Here is a 23,029-nt window from a genome sequence, read left to right on the forward strand (position 1 = left end):
CCACAGTCCCGGGTGAGGCGTCAGGCCTCTGCGGATAGGCCGACCAGAATGTCGACGAGCGGGTCCGCAGGATCCGCAAGCCCCGCGATCACATCGAAATGGTGGGCGCCCGGCACCTCATGGTAGCGCGTCGTCACGCCAGCCTTGCCCCATTCGTCCGCAATGGCGCGGGACTGGCGCAGGAACTCGCTGCTTTCCGCACCGCCGACGACGGCGACCAGATGCCCGCTGCTCGGCGGCGCCCATTCGAGGGGGCTCAGGCGGTGCGCCTCCTCGAGGGTGAGCCCGAGTGCCCTGTTGATCGAGGTCGGCACGAGGGGCGGAAGATCGAACAAGCCTGAGATCGGCATGGCTGCCCGGACGGACATGGTTTGTGGGTCAGGGCGGGCCATGAGACAGGCAGCAAGATGTCCGCCGGCCGAGTGACCGGTTGCGACCAGCGGGCGCGCTGTGCGCCGCACGAGGAAGTCCGAAGCATCTTCGATCTCGGAGACGATCTCGCCCAATGTCGCCGCGGGAGCGAGCGTGTAGTTCGTCACCGCCACCGTCAGTCCGCGTTCATTGGCACCGCGCGCCAAATGGCTGAAGAAGGACTTGTCGAGCCCCTGCCAGTAGCCGCCATGGATGAAAAGGACGACAGGCCTGCCGGTATCGCCGTCCTGCGGGAGGAACAGATCGAGCCGGTGCCGCTCGCCGGGGCCATAGGAAAGACCGAGTTCGCAGCGTGCCGTCTCCCGATACGCTGCCGCATCCCGCTGCCAGCCGGCAATGTGGGTGGGATGGTCCGGCACCCGCGCCCGGTTGTTGTATTCGGCCTCGAGGTCGAGGTCTTCGGATGCCATGGCGCTTGTCCTTAGACGTGCAGATACCGGTCCTTGAGGCTGGTATCCGTCATGAGTTCGTCGCTGGTTCCCGTCCAGACCGAGCGGCCCTTCTCGACGATCACGTGCCGGTCGGCAAAAGTGGCCAGCGCGCCCACGTTCTTGTCGATCACCAGGATCGACTGACGCTCGCCCTTGAGACGCTTCAGGCAGGTCCAGATCTCGGCGCGGATCAGCGGCGCCAGACCTTCCGTCGCCTCGTCCAGGATGAGCAGCTTCGGGTTCGTCATCAGCGCGCGGCCGATGGCGAGCATCTGCTGCTCGCCTCCGGAGAGCTGCGTTCCGAGATTGCTGCGGCGCTCCTTCAGGCGCGGGAACAGGTCGTACACGGCATCGAGCGTCCAGCGGCCCAGGCCCGTTCGGTTGGAGGCCGTGGCGACGAGATTCTCCTCGACCGTTAAGCTCGGGAAGATCTGACGTCCCTCCGGCACGAGGCCGATGCCGGTCTGGGCGATGCGGTAGGGAGCGGATCCGGTCACGAGGGCGCCGTCGAAGCGCACTTCGCCAGCGCGCGGGCGCAGGAGGCCCATGATGGAGCGCACGGTGGTGGTCTTGCCCATGCCGTTGCGGCCGAGCAGCGTCACGACTTCGCCCGCCCCGACATCGAGAGAGATATCGAAGAGGACCTGGGCCGCGCCGTAGGAGGCTTGGAGCTGACGGACGGACAGCATCAGACCGTTTCCTCCTCGCCGAGATAGGCGGTGCGCACGTCCTCGTTCATCCTGACATTCTCCGGCGTGTCGGTTGCGATCACGCGGCCATAGACGAGGACGCTGACCCGGTCGGCGAGCGAGAATACCGCATCCATGTCGTGCTCGATGAGCACGATGGTGATGCGGCCCTTCAGGCGCCGCAGCGTTTCCACGACCCGCAGGGATTCGTCATGGCCGGTGCCCGCCAGAGGCTCGTCGAGCAGGAGAAGCTTCGGCTCCGTCGCCAGCGCGATGGCGAGTTCGAGCTGCCGCTTCTCGCCGTGGGAGAGAAGGCCCGCAGGGATGCTGGCGCGGCCACCGAGCCCGACCGTGTTCAGGTGCTGCATGGCGGGCTCGTTCAGTGCCCGCTCCTGCGCGGCATTGCCGAACAGGCGGAAGCTGGATCCGTGTCGCGCCTGGACGGCGAGCGCTACATTCTCAAGCGCCGAGAAGCCTGGCAGGATCGAAGTGATCTGGAACGAGCGCGCGAGCCCTCGCCGTACCCGCTGAGGCATGGAGAGATGGGTGACGTTCTCCCCATCGAACAGGATCTGCCCCGAATCCGAAGACAGCATGCCGGAGATCTGATGGATCAGCGTCGTCTTGCCTGCGCCGTTCGGGCCGATGACGGCGTGCAGTTCGCCGGGCCTGACGGAAAGGCTCACGTCGTCCGTAACAGTGAGCGCGCCATAGGCCTTCCGCAGGTTGCGGAGTTCGAGCAGGGGCTCAGCCATGGGAACCCCTCCGCAAGATGCCCATGATGCCGCCGCGGGCGAACAGCACGATCAGGATGAGGATGGGGCCGAAGACCATCTGCCAGTTTTCCGTCAGCCGCCACCGGACGTCGTCGTTGAGGAAGAAGCTCCCGGCATGGAGGAGTTCCGGCAGGAACTCCTCGAGGAGCAGGAAGGCGGCGGCTCCGATGATCGCACCATGCAGGGAGCCGAGCCCGCCGAGCACCACCATGAAGATCAGCTCGCCCGAGCGCTGCCAGGTCATGAAGGCCGGACTGATGAACTCCGCCTGGTTGGCCATGAGGCAGCCTGCGAGCCCCGCCATCATGCCGCTGATGACGTAGGCTGCAAGCTGAAAGCGGAAGGGCTGGAAGCCGATGGCTTCCATGCGCACGGCGTTCTCCTTCGTGCCGCGCAGCACGCGCCCGAAGCGCGAGGTGACGATGGCTCGCGACAGCAGATAGCCCCCGGTGAGGCAAAGGAGCGTTGCAGCATAGAAGGCGTAGTCGTTCTCCAGGAACCCGGCGCCCGCAACGAGGCTGCGGGTCGGGAGCGTCATGCCGTCATCGCCGCCATAGGGGGCGAGGGAGGTGGCGAGGAAGAACAGCATCTGCGCGAAGGCGAGGGTGATCATGATGAAATAGACCCCCTTCGTCCGCAGCGAGATCGCGCCCGTCACCAGCGCGAAGAGGGCTGAGGCCGCGAGCGCCACCGGGATCTGGATCAACGCGTCCTCCACCCCATGGCTCGCCAGGATGCCGACGGCATAGGCCCCGATGCCGAGAAAGGCCGCATGCCCGAAGCTCACGAGCGCGCCATAGCCCAGGATGAGATCGAGCGACAGGGCCGCGAGGCCGAAGATCATGACACGGGTGAGGAGCGACAGGACATACCCCTCCGCACCCGAGGCGGAGGCCAGGAGGGGGGCCGCGGCAAAAGCGGCGAACAGGATGACGGGGATGATGTCGATCCGCATGCCCGGGGAGGGCGCTGGAGCGGTCTGCGTTCCGGTGAGTTCCGTCATGGCCGCGCCTTACCTTTTCACCGGAAACAGGCCGGCGGGGCGGAAGAACAGCACCGCCGCCATGAAGATGTAGATCAGCATCGGCGCGATGGCCCTGCCGGTCTGGCTCGCCGCCGATGGATCGAGAACGAGCCTCAGCAGGTTCGGCGCGAAGGAGCGGCCGATGGTGTCGACGAGACCGATCAGGAGCGCCGCCAGAAAGGCCCCGCGGATCGACCCGATGCCGCCGATCACGATCACCACGAAGGCGAGGATGAGGATGTTGTCGCCCATGCCCGGCTGCACGGAGAGGATGGGCGCGACCATCGCGCCGGCAAAGCCCGCGAGCATGGCTCCGAAGCCGAAGACGATCATGAACAGTCGCTTGATGTTGACGCCGAGCGCCGACACCATCTGCGGGTTCGTGGCGCCGGCGCGCACCAGCATGCCAACCCGGGTGTAGTTGACGAGCACGTAGAGCAGGGCGGCGACGAGGAGGCCCGCCGCGATGATGGCGAGGCGATAGACCGGATAGAGCAGCCCGTCGGCGATCTCGACGGAACCCGACAGGATCTCCGGCACCGGCACGCTGAGGGGAGCCGCACCCCAGACGAACTTCACGCCCTGGTTCAGGAACAGGATCACGCCGAAGGTGGCGAGCACCTGATCGAGGTGGTCCCTCTCGTAGAGGTGCCGGAAGATGAGTACTTCCAGAAGAAGGCCGAAGGCCAGCGCGGTCGGAAGGGCGAGCGCAAGCCCCCAGCCGAAGCCGCCCGTCCAGGCGCTGAAGGCCGCGATCAGGTAAGCGCCGATCATGTACTGGACGCCATGCGCCAGATTGATGAAGTCCATGACGCCGAAGACCAGCGTCAGCCCGGCGGCGATCAGGAACAGGATGAGACCGAACTGAAGGCCGTTCAAGGTCTGGATCAGAAGGAGGGTCGCGGTCATCGGCGCTTCACTGGCGGCGGACGTTCACCGGGCGAGCCTTGGCTCGTCGGCCTCGGCGAGAATGCCGGCGGCGTTCTCGGAATAAAGACCCGCTCCGTATCAGGCGCAGGCCTGAACGGGGCGGGCAACTGTCGGAACGCGGCTCAGTTCGTCGCCGTGCATTCCTTGGCATAAGCATCCGCGTAATCGTCGAACACCTTCTCGACGATCTCGGTCTGGAACTTTCCGTCCTGGCGCTTGCCGACCTTCACGAGGTAGAAGTCCTGAACGGGGAAGTTGTTCGCGCCGAACTTGAAGTCGCCGCGCAGGGACTTGAATTCCGCCTTCTTGAGGGCCGCGCGCACGGCCTCCTTGTCGTCGGTCTTGCCGCCCGTCGCCTTGAGAGCGCTGTCGATGAGGAGCGCTGCATCGTAGCCGTGCATGGCGTAGGAAGCCGGCACGGAGTTGTAGGCTGCAACGTAGTCCTGCACGAACTTCTTGTTCTGCGGCGTGTCGAGGTTCGGAGCCCAGTTGGAGCCGCCGAACATGCCGAGTGCCGCGTCCTGCTGCGCCGGCAGGGTCGATTCATCGACCGTGAAGGCGGAGAGGAACGGAATGCGGTCGGCGAGGCCCGCCGCACGGTACTGCTTGACGAGGTTCACGCCCATGCCGCCCGGCATGAAGGTGAAGATCGCATCCGGTTGCATCGAGGCGATCTTGGCCAGCTCCGACTGGAAGTCGAGGGTGTTGAGCGGAACGTAGGATTCCTCGACGATCTCACCCTTATAGTGCCGCTTGAAGCCCGCGAGCGCATCCTTGCCGGCCTGGTAGTTCGGCGCCAGCAGATAAACCTTCTTGTAGCCGCGGTTCTCGGCGACCTTGCCCAGAACCTCGTGGTTCTGGTCGTTCTGGTAGGAGGTTGCGAAGAAATACGGATCGCAGCTCTTGCCGGCGAGGTTCGACGGGCCGGCATTGGGGCTGATGTAGAAGGTCTTCGAGTCGGTGATCGGCTTGTGCGTCGCGACGGCGACGTTGGAGAAGATCGGTCCGACGACGAAGTCGACTTTGTCGCGCTCGACGAGGCCTTTGGCCTTCTGCACTGCAACATCGGGCTTCAACTCGTCGTCGACGACGATCACTTCGACATCGCGCCCACCGAGCTTGTTGCCCAGGTCCTTCAAGGCGAGCTGGAAGCCGTCCCGCGCATGCTGGCCCAGCACCGCTGACGGGCCCGAGAGGGTCAGCAGCAGGCCCACCTTCACCTTCTCCTGCGCCATAGCGGGCACAGCGGCGATGCCGAAGGCGGCCGCGAGGCCAAGGGTTTTGACTGTCAGTTTCATCGTGAACTCCCGAGTGGCTGTTCCCTGCGCACGTTTTCGTGCTGCGTGATTGTTCCCGGCGGGACGTGAGGCGCCTCGACGGAAGGGGCGGCGCTACTCTGCCGCAAAACACCTGTGCCGAACACTCCCTTTGTTGGAGCCCTCGACGGGCATCCCTGAAATGGGGATTGCCAAGGATTGTTTTAAGTTTAAAATAAATTTCGTCTTCTTCAAGTGGATTGTTTCGCATGGGAAGGCCGGTGGGATGGCAGCTGCGCGAGGAGCGGGACAAGGGTTGCTGAGGGGCCGTTTGGTCCCTGGTGCATCGTTGCCTAGTCTCTCCAGGTCCGCGCGGCATGGCTTTCCTGCTCCACAATGGAACGAAGGAGCGGACGATGGCGGACACGGCGCATGTGGATACCTTCGCGAGAGACAACCTTCCGCCCCGGGATCAATGGCCGGCGTTCATCTTCACCCGTCCCGAACTGCAATATCCCGAACGCCTGAACTGCGCCGCGGCATTCCTGGACCGTTGGGTCGAGGAGGGCAGGGGCGACCAGCCTTGCCTGATCAGCCCGGCCGAGACTCTCACTTATCGCGAGCTTCAGGAGCGGGTGAACCGCATCTGCAACGTGCTGGTTCAGCGGCTTGGTTTCGTGCCCGGAAACCGGGTCCTCCTTCGATCCGCCAACAACCCCATGATGGTGGCTGCCTATCTGGCGGTGCTGAAGGCAGGTGGTGTGGTCGTCGCCACCATGCCTCTGCTGCGTGCAAGGGAGATCGCCTATCCGCTGAACAAGGCCCGGATCACCATTGCTCTGTGCGATCATCGCTTGTCCGAGGAGATGGAGCGCGCCAAGGCCATGGCGCCGGATCTGCAGCACGTGGTGTATTGGGGCTCGGGCAAGTCGGACAGCCTCGAGGCGCTGATTGCGGAAGCTTCATCCGAGTTCGAGGCCGTCGACACGGCAGCGGACGATGTGTGCCTGATCGGCTTCACCTCCGGCACGACCGGCGAGCCGAAGGGCACCATGCATTTTCATTGCGACATGCTGGCGATCTGCGATGCCTACTCCCGCAACGTGCTGCGGCCCGAGTCGAGCGACCGCTTCATCGGCTCGCCGCCGCTCGCCTTCACGTTCGGTCTCGGCGGCATCGTGCTGTTTCCGATGCGGGTCGGCGCCTCGACCGTGCTGCTGGAGAAGGCCGGCCCTGACGATCTTCTGCCGGCGATCATGCAGTACAGGGCCACGATCTGCTTCACGGCGCCGACCGCCTATCGCGCCATGCTGTCGAAGCTGGAGGGCTACGACATCTCGTCCTTGCGCAAATGCGTCTCCGCTGGCGAACCCCTGCCGAAGGGCACCTTCGAGGCCTGGAGGGATGCAACGACCATCCGGCTGATGGATGGGATCGGCGCGACGGAGATGCTGCACATCTTCATCGCTGCCAGGGAGGAGGAGATCCGCCCCGGTGCGACCGGCAAGCCCGTTCCCGGATACGAGGCGAAGGTCATCGACGAAGAAGGCCGCGACCTGCCGCCCGGCAGCGTCGGCCGTCTGGCCGTCCGCGGGCCGACCGGATGTCGCTATCTCGCCGACGAGCGGCAGGGCAAATACGTTCAGGACGGCTGGAACGTCACCGGCGACACCTATCTCATGGATGAGGACGGCTATTACTGGTACCAGGCGCGCTCCGACGACATGATCATCTCCGCGGGCTACAACATCGCGGGACCCGAGGTCGAGGCGGCGCTCCTCACCCATCCGGCTGTGGCCGAATGCGGCGTCGTCGGGGCACCGGACGATGGCCGTGGCACGGTGGTCAAGGCTTACGTGGTTCTTCGTCCGGACCATGTCCCAAGCGCCGAGCTGACGAAGGCGCTGCAGGACCACGTGAAGCAGGAAATCGCCCCGTATAAATATCCGCGCCTGATCGAGTTCGTGGAGGCGTTGCCCCGGACCCAGACCGGCAAGCTCCAGCGTTTCGAATTGCGCCGCATTGCCCAGGATGCACCGAATCCGCAGGAGGCGATGAGTGCATGACGACGAGGTCGGAAGCTTGGCGACCGGCTTTCAGGTTGCTCGCCAATTGTTTTAAGCTTAAAATAAATCCGCAACTCGGATAGAACCCCATGAAGACGGCGATCATCGGCGGCGGCCCTGCGGGGCTCTATTTCGCAATTCTGCTGAAGAAGCTCAGGCCGGAGGCCGACATCACGGTCTATGAGCGCAACCGGGCCGACGAGACGTTCGGCTTCGGGGTCGTTTTCTCCGATGCGACCCTCGACAATTTCGAGAAGTACGACCTGCCGAGCTATCAGCGGATCGTCCGCGAGTTCGCCTATTGGGACGACATCGCCATCCATTTCCGGGGAACCGAGCACCGGATCGGGGGCAACGGCTTCTGCGGATGTTCGCGCCGCACGCTGCTCCTGATCCTGCAGGACCGGGCGGAGGAACTCGGCGTCACCCTGCGCTACGAAGCGGATGTCGATGACGAGAGCCTGTTCGCCGATGCGGACCTCGTCGTAGTGGCCGACGGCATCAACAGCCGTTTCCGGGAGCGCTACGCGGATCACTTCCAGCCCGAAGTCGACCTGAGGCCCAACAAGTTCACCTGGATGGGTTCGACCAAACCGCTCGATGCCTTCACCTTCATCTTCCAGGAGACCGAGTGGGGGCCCTTCATCGCCCATGCCTATCAGTATGAGGCGAACCGCTCGACCTGGGTGTTCGAGACGGATCCCGAGACCTTCGAGCGGGCCGGGCTGAAGGACAAGAGCGAGGCGGAGTCCGCCGCCCTCATGGAGCAGATCTTCGGCTGGTTCCTCGGCGGGCACCGCATCCTCACCAATCGTTCGATCTGGCGCAACTTCCCGATGATCCGCAACAAGCGCTGGGTCATGGGCAACAAGGTGCTGCTCGGCGACGCCAAGGCCTCGGCGCATTTCTCCATCGGTTCGGGCACCAAGCTCGCCATGGAGGATGCCATCGCCCTCTATGAAGCCCTTCGCCGCGATCCCAGCGTCGAGGGTGCCTTGGCGCTCTATGAGACGGGACGGCGCGAGGAAGTCGAGAAAACCCAGCATGCAGCCGACGTGTCGCTGGTCTGGTTCGAGCATGTAGCCCGCTTCTGGGATTTCGATCCGGTGCAGTTCGCCTTCGGCGTCATGACCCGCGCCAAGGCGATCACCTATGACAACCTGCGCCTGCGGGCGCCCGATTTCGTCGCGGCCGTTGATCGGACCTTTGCGAGACAGGTCCGTCGGCAGGGCTTCGACGTTGCGGTCGAGAGCCCCACGGTTCCCATGTTCCAGCCGTTCCGGCTGCGGGAGATGAATGTCGCCAACCGGGTGGTGGTGTCGCCGATGGATATGTATTCGGCGAAGGACGGCGTGCCGAACGACTTCCATCTCGTCCACTACGGCTCCCGCGCCACGGGCGGCGCGGGCCTCGTATTCACGGAGATGACGTGCGTCTCGCCGGAGTCGCGCATCACGCTCGGCTGCACCGGCTTGTGGAACGACGAGCAGGAGGCCGCCTGGAAACGCATCGTCGATTTCGTTCACGCGAATTCGGCGTCGAAGATCTGCCTGCAGCTCGGGCATGCAGGCCGCAAGGGCGCCACCAAGCTCATGTGGGAGGGCATCGACCGGCCCCTGGAGGAGGGCGCCTGGGACATCTGCTCCGCATCGCCCATTCCCTACTTCCCGGACAGTCAGGTGCCGCGCGAGGTGACGCGGGCGGAACTCGACGCCATCAAGGCGCAGTTCGTCGAGGCTGCCATTCGGGGCGAGCGCGCCGGATTCGACATGCTCGAACTCCACTGCGCTCACGGATACCTGCTGGCGAGCTTCATCTCGCCGCTTACGAACCGGCGCACGGACGAGTATGGCGGCTCGCTCGAGAACAGATTGCGCTATCCGCTGGAGGTGTTCGACGCCATGCGCGAGGTCTGGCCATCGCACAAGCCCATGTCGGTGCGTATATCCGCCACCGACTGGGCCGAGGGCGGTGTCACGGGCGAGGACGCGGTCGAGGTCGCCCGTGCCTTTGCCGAGCATGGGGTCGATCTCGTCGATGTCTCGACCGGACAGACCGTGCGCGAGGCACGGCCGATTTACGGGCGCATGTTCCAGACGCCGTTCTCCGATCAGGTGCGCAACGAGGCGCGTGTCGCCACCCTGTGCGTCGGCAACATCACGACGGCCGATCAGATGAACACGATCCTCGCCGCAGGCCGCGCCGATCTGGTTGCTCTCGGCCGGCCGCACCTCGTCGACCCGTTCTTCACCCTGAAGGCTGCGGCCTGGTATGGAGCCGCCGACATCCATTGCCCGCCGCAGTACTACGCCGGACGGGATCAGATCTTCCGCAACTCCGTGCGTGATCGGCAGGACCTGGAGGATCTGAAGATCAAGGCCAAGCCGAAGACCCGAGCCGAGTCGAAGATGGAGGCCGGTGAGAAGCCTCTCGCGGCGGAATGAGATGACCATGACAACTCTCAAAGGCCGGCATGCACTGGTCACGGGCGGCGGCCGCGGGATCGGCCGAGCGATCGCATCGTCCCTCGTCAGGGCAGGAGCGACCGTGACCATCGTCGGGCGCAGCCCCGGAACGCTCGATCAAGCCATCATGCAGGGCGATGCCCATGCCGCCGCCGTGGCGGACGTTTCCGACCCGCAGCGGGTTCAGGCCGCCGTGCAGGAAACCGTCTCACGCTACGGTCCAATCGATCTTATGATCGCCAATGCCGGCGGCGCAGTTTCTGCGCCCTTCCTGAAATCGGGTCCGGATGTTTTTCGGCAGATGCTGGACGTGAACCTGCTTGGCGTTACGAACGTCACTCAGGCGGTGCTGGGCTCCATGACCGAGCGAGGCTTTGGGCGCATCGTCGCCGTGGCCTCGACGGCAGGCCTGAAAGGCTATCCCTATGTGAGCGCCTATTGTGCCGCCAAGCACGCGGTCGTCGGCTTCGTTCGCGCGCTGGCGCTCGAGACCGCCAGAACCGGCGTGACCGTGAACGCCGTCTGTCCGGGTTTTACGGATACGGATCTCGTGGCAGAGAGCCTCGAGAAGATCATGGCGAAGACCGGCAGGACCCGTGACGAAGCGCTGGGCGAACTCGTGAAGCACAACCCGCAGGGCCGATTGATCGACCCCGCGGAAGTGGCGGCTGCGGTGCTCTGGCTCTGCAGCGAGGAGGCGCGGTCCGTCACGGGGCAGGCCATTGTGGTGGCCGGAGGGGAAATCTGAGATGGACGATCAGGCAATTCCGCTCGACGCCGAAACCAAGGCCGTCGAGATGCCGGAGGATCACCGGGAGGAGCTGCGCCTCTGGCTGCGCCTTCTCACCTGCACCACGCTCATCGAAGGCGAGGTGCGCGGCCGCCTGCGCGAGCGGTTCGACGTCACGCTGCCGCGTTTCGACCTGATGGCGCAACTCGACAAGGCGCCGAGCGGGATGACCCTGTCCGATCTTTCGAAGCGCATGATGGTCTCGAACGGAAATCTGACGGGTCTTGTCGACCGGCTCGTTGCCTCCGGCCACATCATACGCTCTGCGTCTCCAACGGATCGCAGATCATCGGTGATCAGCCTGACGGAGAGCGGCCGTGCCGAGTTTCGCACCATGGCGGCCGAGCATGAGCACTGGATTGCCGAGCTGTTCGGAGATCTGACGGAGAAGGATCGGAGCGAACTCATGCGGCTTCTCGGAAAAACCAAGCTGTCGGCACGGCGCGCGATTCAAGGAGAAAGCCAGTGATGCAGGTTGCCAATTCCGTGACCCTGCCGCTCAGAACATTTGAGCCGCGCCATTTTCGTCTCACTGTCGACGGACCCGTTGCGACGGTCACGCTCAACCGCCCGGAGAAGAAGAACCCGCTCACCTTCGAGAGCTATCGTGAGCTGACGGATTTCTTCCATGCCTGTGCAAGGGACGAGGAGGTCAAAGCCATCGTCGTGACCGGCGCGGGCGGAAACTTCTCGTCCGGTGGCGATGTCTTCGAGATCATCGGCCCGCTGGTCGAGATGGACACGAAGGGCCTCACCGCCTTCACGCGAATGACCGGCGAACTGGTGAAGGCCATGCGGGCTGCGCCTCAACCGATCATTGCGGCCGTCGAGGGCATCTGCGCCGGCGCGGGCGCCATCGTCGCAATGGCCTCCGATATCCGTCTCGCGGCGCCGGGCGCAAAGGTGGCGTTCCTGTTCAACAAGGTCGGCCTCGCCGGCTGCGACATGGGTGCCTGTGCGATCCTGCCTCGCATCATCGGGCAGGGCCGGGCCTCGGAACTGCTTTACACCGGCCGCTTCATGAGCGCGGAGGAGGGCGAGCGGTGGGGCTTCTTCAGTCGTGTTGTCGATGCCGGTGAACTCCTGGGCGCAGCCAGCGAACTGGCACGGACGATCGGCACGGGACCGACCTATGCCAACACCATGACCAAGCGCATGCTCGCCATGGAATGGGCCATGTCGGTGGAAGAGGCTATCGAGGCCGAGGCCGTGGCGCAGGCCCTGTGCATGACCACGGAGGATTTCGCCCGCGCCTATCGCGCTTTCGCCGCGAAGGAAAAGCCGGTCTTCAAGGGAGATTGACGTGACCGACACGAGCTTTCTCTCCTGGCCTTTCTTCGAGGCCCATCACCGGCAGTTCGCCCAAACTCTGCGCGACTGGGCTGCACGGGAAGTCCGCTCCGTTGTGGATCATCATGACGTAGACGCATCCTGCCGCGATCTCGTACGCCGCCTCGGCGAAGCCGGATGGCTCAGGGCCGTTGTGCCGCAGACCTATGGCGGCCTGTCCCCGACCTTCGATGTCCGGACCCTGTGCCTCGCCCGCGAGACACTCGCCTACCAGGATGGCCTGGCGGATTTTGCCTTCGCCATGCAGGGGCTCGGCACGGGTCCGATCACCCTGTTCGGCTCCGAGGCCTTGAAGGAACGATACCTGCCGCCGGTTGCCCGCGGCGAAGCCATCGCAGCCTTCGCGCTCTCGGAACCGGAGGCCGGTTCGGATGTGGCCGCCATGAGCACGACGGCTGTGCCGGACGGACCGGATCATGTGCGCCTCGACGGCGTCAAAACCTGGATATCGAATGGCGGGATTGCAGACCACTATGTGGTGTTCGCGCGCTCCGGGGAGGCTCCGGGCGCGAAGGGCCTGTCTGCCTATGTGGTTGAGGCGCAGACGCCAGGCCTGACGATCGAGAACCGGATCGACGTCATCGCGCCTCATCCTCTCGCGACCCTCCGGTTCGAGGGATGCCGGGTGCCGCTCTCGCAGCGGGTGGGCGGACCGGGCGAGGGCTTCAAGGTGGCCATGGCCACCCTCGACGTCTTCCGTTCGACCGTTGGAGCCGCGGCCCTCGGGCTGGCCCGCCGCGCCCTGGACGAGGCGCTGCGGCATGCATCGTCCCGCAATCTGTTCGGAGCGCCCCTGGGCGATCTGCAGTTGACCCAGGCGGCCCTGGCCGACATGGCGACCGGCGTCGACAGTGCTGCGCTCCTCGTGTACCGCGCAGCCTGGACCAAGGACCAGGGTGCCGAGCGCGTCACCCGTGAGGCCGCCATGGCGAAGATGCATGCCACGGAAGAGGCGCAGCGCGTGATCGACAAAGCCGTGCAGATCTTCGGCGGTCTCGGCGTGACCAAGGGTGTGAAGGTCGAGGAACTGTATCGTGAGATCAGAGCTTTGCGGATCTACGAGGGGGCGACGGAAGTGCAGAAGATCGTGATTGCGCGGGAGCTCCTGAAGATGCACGCACAACGATCCAACTTTTGAGAGGGAGGATGCCGATGACAGCTGCTGTTGGGGGGGCTCCCTTGTCCGTTGCCGACGATGGTCCCGAAGTTCTCAACCCGAAGCACTGGCCCACACCGAAGGGCTATGCCAACGGCATGATGGCCGAGGGCAGCCTTGTGGTCACCGGTGGCATCGTCGGCTGGGACGAGAACGGAGTTTTCGCCGACGGTTTCGTCGCGCAGGCTCGCCAGATTTTTGAAAACATCCGCGCCATCCTGGCCGAGGGAGGCGCCGAGCCCCGGCACCTGGTGCGGCTGACCTGGTATGTGGTCGACATCGAGGAGTATCTTGCCAATCTGCGCGAGCTCGGCCGCGCTTATCGAGACGTGTTCGGCACCCATTATCCGGCCATGGCGCTCGTCCAAGTCGTGAGGCTCGTGGAGAAGGCCGCCCGGATCGAAGTCGAGGCGACCGCCGTCGTTCCCCGGCGGGCAACCACCTGACCGCCTTGGCCTTCCAGGCCGTCGGTTGGAAGGTCCTGCCTGATGGACTAGGATGGCGGGCCCTGGATCCCATGACCGGGAAGGCCTCATGATGATTTCCCTCCGTCGAGCACTGCGCGAGATGGCTGTGCCGCTGGCCGGCGCGGTTCTGCTGGCCCTGTTTATCGCCCTGCAGGTTTTGGGAACCCCTCAGGCCCTCGATGGCCCCGGCTTCCTGTCGCCAGCACAGACATCGAGCCCACGGGCCACCCTGGAGGGTTTCCGGGCCGACGCTTCCCGGGCGACGGCCCTGATCATGGAGGCCTATCGGGAGAGCAAATCGGAGCCAGGCCTGTCCTGGAGCGAGAGCGTCGCCAGGAAGGTGGCACAGGCCGAGGCCGTGATGGCCAGGGCCTCCCAGAATCTCGACCTGCGGGACATCCCACCGGTCGAGCTGGAGCATCGGCGGCTCGAATCCGTCATTCTCCTCAAGGAGGTTCTCGACCGGCTCCCGCTGCCGGACTTGAGTGCCGTGCCGGGCGCCGACGAAGTCGCGGGAAAGCCGCCGGCAAGCTGGAATGTGCCTGGAACGGACCTGCGAATCGTGCGCGTGGCGGATGGTCCGAGGGCGGGGGAGTACCTTTTCTCGACTGCAACGGTCCTGCGGCTCGAAGGCTTCTACGAAGCGATCCGCGCCGAGCCGAAGCTGAGCGGCGCGCCGGTCGATTTCTATGAATTCTACAGCCAGTCCCCTGGCTATCTGCTGCCGCCGAAATGGTTCGGGGCGATCGAGGCCCTTCCGGCATCCTTCAGGACCGAGATCGAGGGGCAGGCTGTCTGGCAGTGGATCGCCTTCGCGCTCGTGATGGCCCTGGCTGTTGGAGCCGTCTTCGGCGTGCGGTCCCTGGCGCGCAATGCCGCCTCGTCCCCAAGCGGAACGGTTCAGGTGCTGGCGGGTGTGATCGTGCCCGGCGCAGTCGCGGTGGCGGCCCTGTTCGTGCGCTACATGGGCGACAACCAGATCAACCTGACGGGCTGGGTCAACGGCATTGCCGAGGAGATGGCTCAGGGGATCGCCTATGTCGCCATGATCTGGGCCGTCCTCGTCTTCTCCAACACCCTGGCCGGAAGGCTCTACCTGTCCGCCACCAAGAGCATCGACGCCCATCTGGCGCGGGCTGCCGTGCGCATCACGGGCATTGCCGTCGCCGTTGCGCTTCTCATCTACGGGGCCTCGCATCTCGGGATTCCCCTGGCCGGTCTGCTGGCGGGCCTCGGGGTCGGCGGCCTGGCGGTTGCTCTGGCGGCCAAGCCCACGCTGGAGAACTTCATCGGCGGCTTGATCCTTTATGCCGACCGGCCGGTCCGGGTGGGCGACCTGTGCCGGTTCGGCAATCTCGAGGGCCGGGTCGAGGAAATCGGGATCCGCTCGACCCGGGTCAGGGGGCTCGACCGGACCCTGATCACGATCCCGAACGCCACCTTCGTGAACATGAACATCATCAACCTGACCAACCGGGACCGGATGCCTTACGACCGGGTCATAGCGCTGCACGCCACGGATACGGCCGCGATCCGGCACGAGATCGAGGCCATCGCCGCCCTCGTGACGGAGCACCCGAAGATCGAGGCCGGCTCCGTCCAGGCGCGATTGCGGGAGGGGCATGAGGAGAAGCCGAAGGTCGAGATCTGCGCTCTGATCACCACGTCGAAATGGGGCGACTTCCTGGAGATCCAGCAGGAACTCGACCTCATGCTGCGCGACAGGATGCTGGCCTCTGCGCCTGCCACCGAGGCAGCCTCAAGTGCCCCGGACAACGTCGTGCCGCTCAAGGATCCCGCATGAGCTGAGGCTCAGGGGTCTCGGATGCTGATCGAGACGATCTCCGCCTTCCCCTGGCCGACGGTGACGGTATCCCCCACCTCCTTGCCCATCAGGGCCTGCGCGAGGGGCGAGACGTAGGAGAGGCTGCCCTTGGCCGGGTCGGCCTCGTCCTCACCAACGATGCGGTAGGTCTGCCGGCGCCCGTCCTCACGCTCGAAGGTCACTTCGGCACCGAAGCGGACATGGGACGTGTCCGTGGGTGGGGGCACAACCTCCGCCGAAACCCTGCGGGCCGACCAGTAGCGCAGGTCGCGGGACAGGCGGGCGACTTCGGCCTTGTCGTCCCTGAGCTGCGCCTCCGCGAGGCGCTTCTCCAGCGACTCGATCTCGGAATCCATGCGGGCCAGGCCCGCCGGCGTGACGAGATGGTGAGGACTGATGGTCCGGTCGGGGAGGTCCTCGAAGGCTTCCCCTCCCTCGGCTTCACGAACAAAGGCACGGCTCATGGCGCTTCCTCCGCCTGGAAGGGAAACGGTTCGAGCGTGGCTTAAGTTTCCCGGCTCACTCTTAAGCTTTGCCTTGCCTCAGGCGACCGACGATGCCGCCGGGAAAGGCATAGACGCTGATGATGAACAGGGCGCCCAGCCACAGGAGCCAGCGGTCCGGATGGATCAGGTTGGGCAGGAGCGGGATTCCCGCGAGCGCCGCGCTTCCGGCCCCCATCAGCACCTGCAGGTAGCTCTGGGCCAGCACGAACACGGCCGCGCCGATCACGGCGCCGTACATGGTGCCCATCCCGCCGATCACGACCATGAGCAGGATGTCGATCATGATCGAGAAGGACAGGGTGGTGTCCGGCCCGTTGTAGCGCAGCCACAGGGCCATGAGCGCGCCCGCAATCGTCGCCGCCAGGGCCGAGATGACGGAGGCGGCCGTCCGGTAGGCGACGACGCGGTAGCCCAGCGCCTCGGCCCGGAACTCGTTCTCGCGGATCGCCTGCAGCACGCGGCCGAAGGGCGAGTTCACGATGCGCAGGAGCAGGAGGAAGACCACGAGCGAGACGAAGAAGACGAGATAGTATGCCAGCAGTCGCCCGTTGACCGTGATGCCGAGGACCTGCTCCGAGAACAGCCGGAAGGCCGGACGAAGCGCCGGCGGCAGCTGGAACGACAGCCCGTCCTCGCCGCCGGTGATGTCGGACAGCTGCGAGGCCAGAACGGCCGCCGCGGAGGCGACCGCCAGGGTGATCATGGAGAAGAAGATGGCGCGCACCCGCAGCGACAGCAGGCCGATGGCAATCGCCAGCACAGCCGAGAGGGCGAGGGCCGCCGCCAGCCCGATAGCGGCCGAACTCCAGGTGGGGCCCACGCGTTCGAGCGCGATGGCGATGCCGTAGCCGCCGATGCCGAAGAACATGGTGTGGGCGAAGGAGACGATGCCGGAATAGCCGAGCAGCAGGTCGTAGCTCGCGACCAGCACGATGAACACGCAGATCTTCGCCGCCGTGCCGACCGGCTGGCTCCCCGAGAACAGGAACGGCGTCGCGGCGAGAAGCACGAAGATCGCGAGCAGGATGAAGCTCAGGGCCCGGGACCGGGGCAGGTCAGACGAGAGCAGGCCGCTCAGGAGACCGCCGTGGCGGCGGGTCTCGTCGAAGGCGAGGGGCAGGGCGGGAGATGAGCTCATCGGCGTGCTACCGGAAACAGGCCCTGGGGACGCCAGATCAGGACGAGGGCCATGACGAGGATGTTGGAGATCAGCGCCAGCTTGGGCTCGATGAAGCCGACATAGTTGGCCACGAGCGCCACAAGGATGGAGCCCACGAAGCAGCCGCCGACGGAGCCGAGGCCGCCGATGATGATGACGATGAACACCAGCACCATCACCTCCATGCCCATGCCGGCCGTGAGCGTCTGGCGGTAGAACGCCCACATGACGCCCCCGAGGCCGGCGAGCGCCGAGCCCGCGATGAACACGCTCACGAAGAGGCGCCGGATCCGGTAGCCCAGGGCCTCGACCATCTCCGGGTTCTCGACGCCGGCGCGGATGAGCAGACCGATGCGGGTGCGGTTGAGCAGCAGCTGCATGCCGATGAACACCGTAAGGCCGATGACGACCGCCACGACCCGGTAACGCTCCATGACGATGTCGCCGAACACGAAGGCGCCGCGCAGGGATTGCGGCAGCGGGATCGGGATCGGCGACGCGCCCCAGATGGCGTGGATCAGCTGCTCGGTGACGATGAGGCCGCCCATGGTGACCAGGATCTGCTTCAGGTGGCTGCCATAGACCGGGCGGACGATGACGCGCTCAAAGACGGCGCCGGCCAGGGCCGTGACGCCCATGGCGACCAGGATGCACAATCCCAGGAGGGCCAGGTTCAACCCGATGGAATCCTCCAGCGCCCAACCGGCCAGGGGGCCCAGCACGAGAAGGGTGGCGTAGGCGCCGAGCGAGATGAAGACCCCGTGGCCGAAATTGATGATGTCCATGAGGCCGAACACCAGGGTGAGCCCGGACGCCATGAGGAAGATCATCATGCCCATGGCCAGGCCCGCGACTGTGAGCGTCACCCAGGTCGAAGGACTGCCGACGAAGGGCAGCGCCAGAAGGCCGAGAGCCGGGACGAGCAGGAGCGGCAGCCAGTCCGTCTTGGCGCGGGGAAGTTCGGCCGGAGCCGTGGATTCGACAGCCATGTCACTCATTGGTGGGCATCCAGGGAGAGGCCGAGCAGGCGCTGCTGCAGGGTCGCATCCGCCACGAGGTCGCTCATGGCACCGGCATGCACGATGCGTCCGTCATCCATGACCACCACGTTGTCGCCGAGCGCCGAGGCGGCATAGAAATTCTGTTCCACGAGCAGGATCGTCTCGCCCGAGGCTTTGAGGGCCTTGAAGGCCTCGATCATGCTGCGCACCATCACGGGAGCCAGACCCTTGGTCGGCTCGTCGATGAGCAGCAGGCGGCGCGGCTCCGCGATGGCGCGGGCGATGGCCAGCATCTGCTTCTGCCCGCCCGAGAGATTGCCGGCGGGCAGGTTCCAGAAACGCTTGAGCGCGGGAAACAGCCCCAGGATCCAGTCGAGGCGGTTCTTGTCCACGGGGCCGCTGCGGGCGGCGAGCACGATGTTTTCGCGCACGGTCAGATCGGTGAAGATGCCCATGGATTCCGGCACATAGGCGATGCCGGCGCGGGCGATGTCTGGCGTTGACTGGGCTGTGATGTCGCTGCCGTCGAAGCGAATGCGGCCGGAAGAAGCCTGCCACAGGCCCATGATGGTGCGAAGCGTCGTCGTCTTGCCCGCGCCGTTGCGGCCGAGCAGCATGGTCAGTTCGCCGGCCGGGACGGCGAAGTCCACGCCGTGAAGAATGTGATAGGGGCCGATATGCGTGTGCACGCCGGAGAGCTGCAGGAGAGGCTCAGTCACGGGCGACCTCCACGCCGAGATAGGCTTCCTGCACCACCGGCGAGGCGATGACCTCGGCGGGATCGCCGTCGGCCACGAGGGCGCCGTTGTGCAGCACGATGATGCGGTCGGAGAGCGAGCGCACCACGTCCATCTTGTGCTCCACGAGAAGCACGGTGGCATCGCCGCGCTGCTTGATGTCGTGAATGAGCTCGAGGATGGTTGGAACTTCGTCCACGCTCATGCCGGCGGTCGGCTCGTCGAACATGAAGACCTTGGGCTCCATGGCGATCAGAAGCGCGACCTCAAGCTTGCGCTGGTCGCCGTGCGAGAGCGCCTTCGGTGCGATGTGACGCTTGTCCGCAAGGCGCACCCGCTCCAGCACGGCCTCGGCCTGCTCGATCAGGTCGCGGCGTGTGTTCCAAACCTTGAACAGGGACCAGCCTGCGTCGGCGCGGCTCTGCACCGCAAGGCGCACGTTTTCCAGCGCGCTCAATTGCGGAAACAGGTTGGTGAGCTGGAACGCGCGTCCGAGCCCGCGCTGCGTGCGGGCGGAGGGAGCAAGGCCCGTGATGTCCTCGCCGCCGACGATGACCTGACCCGATGAGGCCCGCAGCTGTCCGGAGATCAGGTTGAAATAGGTGGTCTTGCCGGCACCGTTTGGGCCGACGATGGCCGTGAGCGTGCCGGGGGTGAAGCGGCACGACACGTCGTCGACGGCCACATGGCCGCCGAAGCGAATCGTAAGCCCGCGCGTTTCAAGCGCGGGCGTCGTTGTTGTCGATAGGGTCACTGGTCTTTTTAACGCTTGTTCCGAACCGGAATCGGCATCTTGTCGGCCGGGATGGTGGCGACGAGATCGAGCAGGTCGTTCGCGTCCTTGCCGTTGGCCTTGACCTTGAAGTGATACATGTCCTGCAGGGCCTGGTGGTCTTCCTTGCGGAAGGTCATCGGGCCCTTCGGCGTCTCGAAGGTCATGCCTTCCATGGCCGAAATCAGCTTCTCGGTGTCGGTGCCGCCGGCCTTTTGGATGGCCGTGACAGCGGCGGAAGCCGCAGCGAAGCCGCCGGCGGTGAAGAAGTCCGGCGGCGAGTTGTAGCGCTTCTGGTGCTCGGCCACGAGCCAGTCGTTCATCGGGTTCTTCGGGAAGGCATGGTAGTAGTAGATCGCGCCTTCCATGCCGGGGTAGTTCTTGTAGATCTGCATGGCGGGCAGGATGTTGCCGCCGGGCGCGATCTCGATGCCGAAGCGCTCGGGCTTCAGGTCGGCGATCTTCGGCAGCGGGTGCTGGCCGGCCCAGATGATGTTGATGATCTTCTTGCCCGGCTTGTCCTTGAGCGCGTCGAAGATGCGCTGCGCGGACGCGGTGAAGTCGGTGGCGTTCTGCGGAGCATATTCCTCGAACACGACCTTGGCGTTCGGGCGGATTTCCGCGAGCGCGTTCTTCAGGGCCGCAACGCCGTCCTTGCCGAAGGCGTAATCCTGCGCGAGCGTCGCGATGGACACCTCGCCTTTTTCAGGCACGGCGGCCGCCGCGCCATAGGCGTCCTGGGTCGAGTTGCGGGAGGTGCGGAAGATGAAGCGGTTCCACTTCTCGCCGGTGATCGCATCGGCGACCGCAGGCTCCACGATCAGGATCTTGCCGTTCTCCTCGGCGACCGGGAGCATGGCCAGCGCCGCGGCGGACGAGGTGGTGCCGACGGCGAGGTCGACATCGTCGTCGTTGTAGGCCTGCTCCAGCAGCGTCTTGGCGAGGTCGGCCTTGAGCTGGTCGTCCTTGACGATGACGTTGATCTTGCGGCCGTTGATGGCCATGGTGCCCTTGGTCAGGTACTCCAGGCCCATCATGAAGCCGGCCTCGGTCTGCTTGGCGTAGGCCTCGAGCGGGCCGGTCTTGCCGGCGATCAGAGCGATTTTGATGTCTTGAGCAAAAGCTGAAGATGCAAAGACAATTCCTGCCGCAGCGGCAGCGATTTTAAGTCCCAGGCGCATCGGTCTCCCCATTCTGTTATTGCGCCATTGATGGCTTTGCAGTGCAGCATGTCAAGCGCGGGCCGCGCGCCATCCTTAGTCAGAAAGGATGATGCGACAGGCAGGGCTCAGGCCTCCGGCAGCACCGGCGTCTCGATGTCCTTCGCCTCGCGTCCCCGGCGGGCGGCCTCGCGCTCGAGCAGAAGGAGAGCCAGCCCCGCGCCGCAGATCACGGCCGCGCCAACGAGCGTCCAGAACCCCACCACATCGCCGAAGAATAGGTAGCCCAGCACGATCGCCCAGACGATGAGAGTGTATTGGTAGGGGGCGACCACGGAGGCCGGGGCGATCTTCAGGGAACGGTTGACGCACATATGAGCGGTCATGGACACGATGCCGAGCAGGAAGAGGCCTGCGAGATCCAGTGGCGTGGGCGTGACCCAGGCGAGCGGCGCAGCGATGAGCCCGAAGATCAGGGTTCCGAGAATCTGGCCGAGCACCAGGGTGGCATCGTGGGTCTCCCGCAGCTTGCGGGTCGTGATCATGAGCAGCGAGTAGAACAGGCTTCCCGCAAGCGCTATGAGCGCGGGCAGGGACAGGGTGGCGCTCGACGGGCGCAGGGCGATCAGCACGCCGACGAAGCCGCAGGCGATGGCGAGCATGCGCGGCTTGTCGATCTTCTCCCCGAGCCAGAACGCCGCGAAGGCCGCCACATAAATCGGCCCGGCCAGGTAGTAGGTCATCACGTCGGCGAGCGGCAGATAGGTGACGGCCCAGTAGAAGCAGGCGACCTCAAGGGTCGAGAGGGTGACGCGCAGCGCGTGCAGTCCCGGTTGCGGCGGGATTTCGAACGGAACCTTCTGCCGGAGCATGACCGGCAGGAGGACCGCCAGGGCCGCGACGCTGCGCAGGAGCAGCACCTGCCCGACGGAATAGGTGGCGACGAGCCATTTTCCCATGACGTCGTTCATGGCGAACATGAAGACGCCGAGCAGCATCAGGCCGATGCCGACGAGGACGCCTGACCGGACCTTGTTGACTGGGGAGGAAGCGGGCTGGGACATGGGCCGCATTCATGGGCGAAGCGGCCGCAATTCACAAGCGCCGCGGGGGCATCTTTCAGAAGGTTTTCGCCCCGTTCACCGGCAGCATGATGGCGTAGAGCGAGGTTGTGGCGCAGATGTAGAGGCGGTTGCGCTTCGGCCCGCCGAACACCACGTTGGCGACCACCTCCGGAACCAGGATCTTGCCGATGAGGGTGCCGTCGCTCTCGTAGCAATGCACGCCGTCGCCGGCGCTCGCCCAGACCCGCCCCGCATCGTCCAGCCGGAAGCCGTCGAACAGGCCCTGGGTGCAGGTGGCGAAGACGTCGCCACCCGAAAGATTGCCGCTGTCGTCCACGTCGAAGACGCGGATGTGACGCGGGCCGTCCTTCACATGCGTGGCGCCGGTATCGGCCACATAGAGGCGCCGCTCGTCGGGCGAGAAGGCCAGCCCGTTCGGACGGACGAAATCGCCAGCCACGATGCGCACGTCCCCCGTCGCGGGGTCGATACGGTAGACGTGGCAATCGCCGATCTCGCTCTCGGCCTTGTGCCCCTCGTAATCGGAATCGATTCCATAGGCCGGATCCGTGAACCAGATCGACCCGTCGGATTTCACCACCACGTCGTTGGGGCTGTTGAAGCGCTGGCCCTGGTGGTGGCTGGCCACCACCGTGATCGACCCGTCATGCTCCGTGCGGGTCACGCGCCGGTTGCCGTGCTCGCAGGTCACGAGGCGGCCCTGCCGGTCCACCGTGTTGCCGTTGGAATAGCCGGATGGATGGCGAAAGACGCTGACGGCGCCGGAGGTTTCGTCGAAGCGCATCATGCGGTCGTTGGGCACGTCGCTCCAGATCAGGTAGCGCCCGGCCGGAAAGTACGCCGGTCCTTCCGCCCAGCGGCATCCCTCGGCCAGCTTTTCCAGCCGAGCCGATCCGATATGCAGGCGCTGGAAGCGATCGTCGAGGACGACGGCGACATCCCTGAACATGAA

At 65.3% G+C, this 23,029-nt stretch carries 22 protein-coding genes; 8 read left to right on the forward strand and 14 right to left on the reverse strand.

Annotation, left to right across the window (positions count from 1 at the left end):
- Positions 1-20 precede the first annotated feature (20 nt).
- The 6 genes from JAO75_RS11165 to JAO75_RS11190 form a co-directional block, all read right to left on the reverse strand.
- A complete protein-coding gene (locus JAO75_RS11165) occupies positions 21-842 on the reverse strand; it encodes an alpha/beta hydrolase (protein WP_199049212.1) in 822 nt (273 codons plus the stop codon).
- A gap of 11 nt (positions 843-853) precedes the next feature.
- A complete protein-coding gene (locus JAO75_RS11170; RefSeq protein WP_199049214.1) occupies positions 854-1,552 on the reverse strand; it encodes an ABC transporter ATP-binding protein in 699 nt (232 codons plus the stop codon).
- A complete protein-coding gene (locus JAO75_RS11175) occupies positions 1,552-2,307 on the reverse strand; it encodes an ABC transporter ATP-binding protein (RefSeq protein ID WP_199049215.1) in 756 nt (251 codons plus the stop codon). Before JAO75_RS11175 ends, JAO75_RS11170 begins: the two co-directional genes overlap by 1 nt.
- Positions 2,300-3,331 (reverse strand): branched-chain amino acid ABC transporter permease, encoded by a 1,032-nt coding sequence (locus tag JAO75_RS11180; protein WP_199049217.1) that lies wholly within the window; start codon positions 3,329-3,331, stop codon positions 2,300-2,302. Before JAO75_RS11180 ends, JAO75_RS11175 begins: the two co-directional genes overlap by 8 nt.
- 9 nt (positions 3,332-3,340) lie before the next feature.
- Complete coding sequence (locus JAO75_RS11185) at positions 3,341-4,261, reverse strand: branched-chain amino acid ABC transporter permease (protein ID WP_199049219.1); 921 nt, start codon at positions 4,259-4,261, stop codon at positions 3,341-3,343.
- Positions 4,262-4,404: 143 nt separating this feature from the next.
- Entirely contained in the window at positions 4,405-5,580 is a 1,176-nt protein-coding gene (locus JAO75_RS11190) for an ABC transporter substrate-binding protein (protein WP_199049221.1), read from the reverse strand.
- A 374-nt stretch (positions 5,581-5,954) separates the two neighbouring features.
- Here JAO75_RS11190 and JAO75_RS11195 point away from each other — a divergent pair, with 374 nt between their 5' ends.
- From JAO75_RS11195 to JAO75_RS11230, 8 genes are all read left to right on the forward strand, one after another.
- Positions 5,955-7,604: a benzoate-CoA ligase family protein gene (locus JAO75_RS11195; protein ID WP_199049223.1), complete on the forward strand. Its 1,650-nt coding sequence runs from the start codon at positions 5,955-5,957 to the stop codon at positions 7,602-7,604.
- Between the two features lie 89 nt (positions 7,605-7,693).
- The gene (locus JAO75_RS11200) at positions 7,694-10,048 is read left to right on the forward strand and encodes a bifunctional salicylyl-CoA 5-hydroxylase/oxidoreductase (RefSeq protein WP_199049224.1); all 2,355 of its coding nucleotides are present in this window, start codon (positions 7,694-7,696) and stop codon (positions 10,046-10,048) included.
- A gap of 1 nt (position 10,049) precedes the next feature.
- Entirely contained in the window at positions 10,050-10,817 is a 768-nt protein-coding gene (locus JAO75_RS11205; RefSeq protein WP_199049225.1) for an SDR family NAD(P)-dependent oxidoreductase, read from the forward strand.
- Between the two features lies 1 nt (position 10,818).
- A complete protein-coding gene (locus tag JAO75_RS11210) occupies positions 10,819-11,328 on the forward strand; it encodes a MarR family winged helix-turn-helix transcriptional regulator (protein ID WP_199049226.1) in 510 nt (169 codons plus the stop codon).
- The gene (locus JAO75_RS11215; protein ID WP_210340228.1) at positions 11,328-12,161 is read left to right on the forward strand and encodes an enoyl-CoA hydratase family protein; all 834 of its coding nucleotides are present in this window, start codon (positions 11,328-11,330) and stop codon (positions 12,159-12,161) included. Before JAO75_RS11210 ends, JAO75_RS11215 begins: the two co-directional genes overlap by 1 nt.
- Before the next feature lies 1 nt (position 12,162).
- The gene (locus JAO75_RS11220) at positions 12,163-13,347 is read left to right on the forward strand and encodes an acyl-CoA dehydrogenase family protein (RefSeq protein ID WP_199049228.1); all 1,185 of its coding nucleotides are present in this window, start codon (positions 12,163-12,165) and stop codon (positions 13,345-13,347) included.
- 14 nt (positions 13,348-13,361) lie between these two features.
- The gene (locus JAO75_RS11225) at positions 13,362-13,811 is read left to right on the forward strand and encodes a RidA family protein (RefSeq protein ID WP_199049229.1); all 450 of its coding nucleotides are present in this window, start codon (positions 13,362-13,364) and stop codon (positions 13,809-13,811) included.
- Between the two features lie 88 nt (positions 13,812-13,899).
- A complete protein-coding gene (locus JAO75_RS11230; RefSeq protein WP_199049230.1) occupies positions 13,900-15,636 on the forward strand; it encodes a mechanosensitive ion channel family protein in 1,737 nt (578 codons plus the stop codon).
- Between the two features lie 8 nt (positions 15,637-15,644).
- Here the strand turns inward: JAO75_RS11230 and greA are convergent, their stop codons facing one another.
- The 8 genes from greA to JAO75_RS11270 form a co-directional block, all read right to left on the reverse strand.
- Positions 15,645-16,121 carry a transcription elongation factor GreA gene (gene greA, locus JAO75_RS11235; RefSeq protein WP_199049231.1) on the reverse strand — a complete coding sequence of 159 codons (477 nt, stop codon included), beginning with the start codon at positions 16,119-16,121 and terminating at the stop codon, positions 15,645-15,647.
- 61 nt (positions 16,122-16,182) lie between these two features.
- A complete protein-coding gene (locus JAO75_RS11240; RefSeq protein ID WP_246742461.1) occupies positions 16,183-17,301 on the reverse strand; it encodes a branched-chain amino acid ABC transporter permease in 1,119 nt (372 codons plus the stop codon).
- Positions 17,298-18,320: a branched-chain amino acid ABC transporter permease gene (locus tag JAO75_RS11245; RefSeq protein WP_199049232.1), complete on the reverse strand. Its 1,023-nt coding sequence runs from the start codon at positions 18,318-18,320 to the stop codon at positions 17,298-17,300. Before JAO75_RS11245 ends, JAO75_RS11240 begins: the two co-directional genes overlap by 4 nt.
- A complete protein-coding gene (locus tag JAO75_RS11250) occupies positions 18,317-19,042 on the reverse strand; it encodes an ATP-binding cassette domain-containing protein (protein ID WP_199049233.1) in 726 nt (241 codons plus the stop codon). Before JAO75_RS11250 ends, JAO75_RS11245 begins: the two co-directional genes overlap by 4 nt.
- On the reverse strand, positions 19,035-19,814 hold the full coding sequence (locus JAO75_RS11255; RefSeq protein WP_199049234.1) for an ATP-binding cassette domain-containing protein: 780 nt from the start codon (positions 19,812-19,814) through the stop codon (positions 19,035-19,037). The genes JAO75_RS11250 and JAO75_RS11255 overlap by 8 nt, the downstream gene beginning before the upstream one ends.
- Positions 19,815-19,822: 8 nt before the next feature.
- Complete coding sequence (locus JAO75_RS11260) at positions 19,823-21,013, reverse strand: substrate-binding domain-containing protein (protein WP_199049235.1); 1,191 nt, start codon at positions 21,011-21,013, stop codon at positions 19,823-19,825.
- A gap of 107 nt (positions 21,014-21,120) precedes the next feature.
- The gene (locus JAO75_RS11265) at positions 21,121-22,056 is read right to left on the reverse strand and encodes a DMT family transporter (RefSeq protein ID WP_199049236.1); all 936 of its coding nucleotides are present in this window, start codon (positions 22,054-22,056) and stop codon (positions 21,121-21,123) included.
- 55 nt (positions 22,057-22,111) lie between these two features.
- The gene (locus JAO75_RS11270; RefSeq protein ID WP_199049237.1) at positions 22,112-23,026 is read right to left on the reverse strand and encodes an SMP-30/gluconolactonase/LRE family protein; all 915 of its coding nucleotides are present in this window, start codon (positions 23,024-23,026) and stop codon (positions 22,112-22,114) included.
- Between the last annotated feature and the right edge of the window lie 3 nt (positions 23,027-23,029).

Source organism: Microvirga splendida, assembly GCF_016427565.1.
Taxonomy (GTDB): Bacteria; Pseudomonadota; Alphaproteobacteria; order Rhizobiales; family Beijerinckiaceae; genus Microvirga; species Microvirga splendida.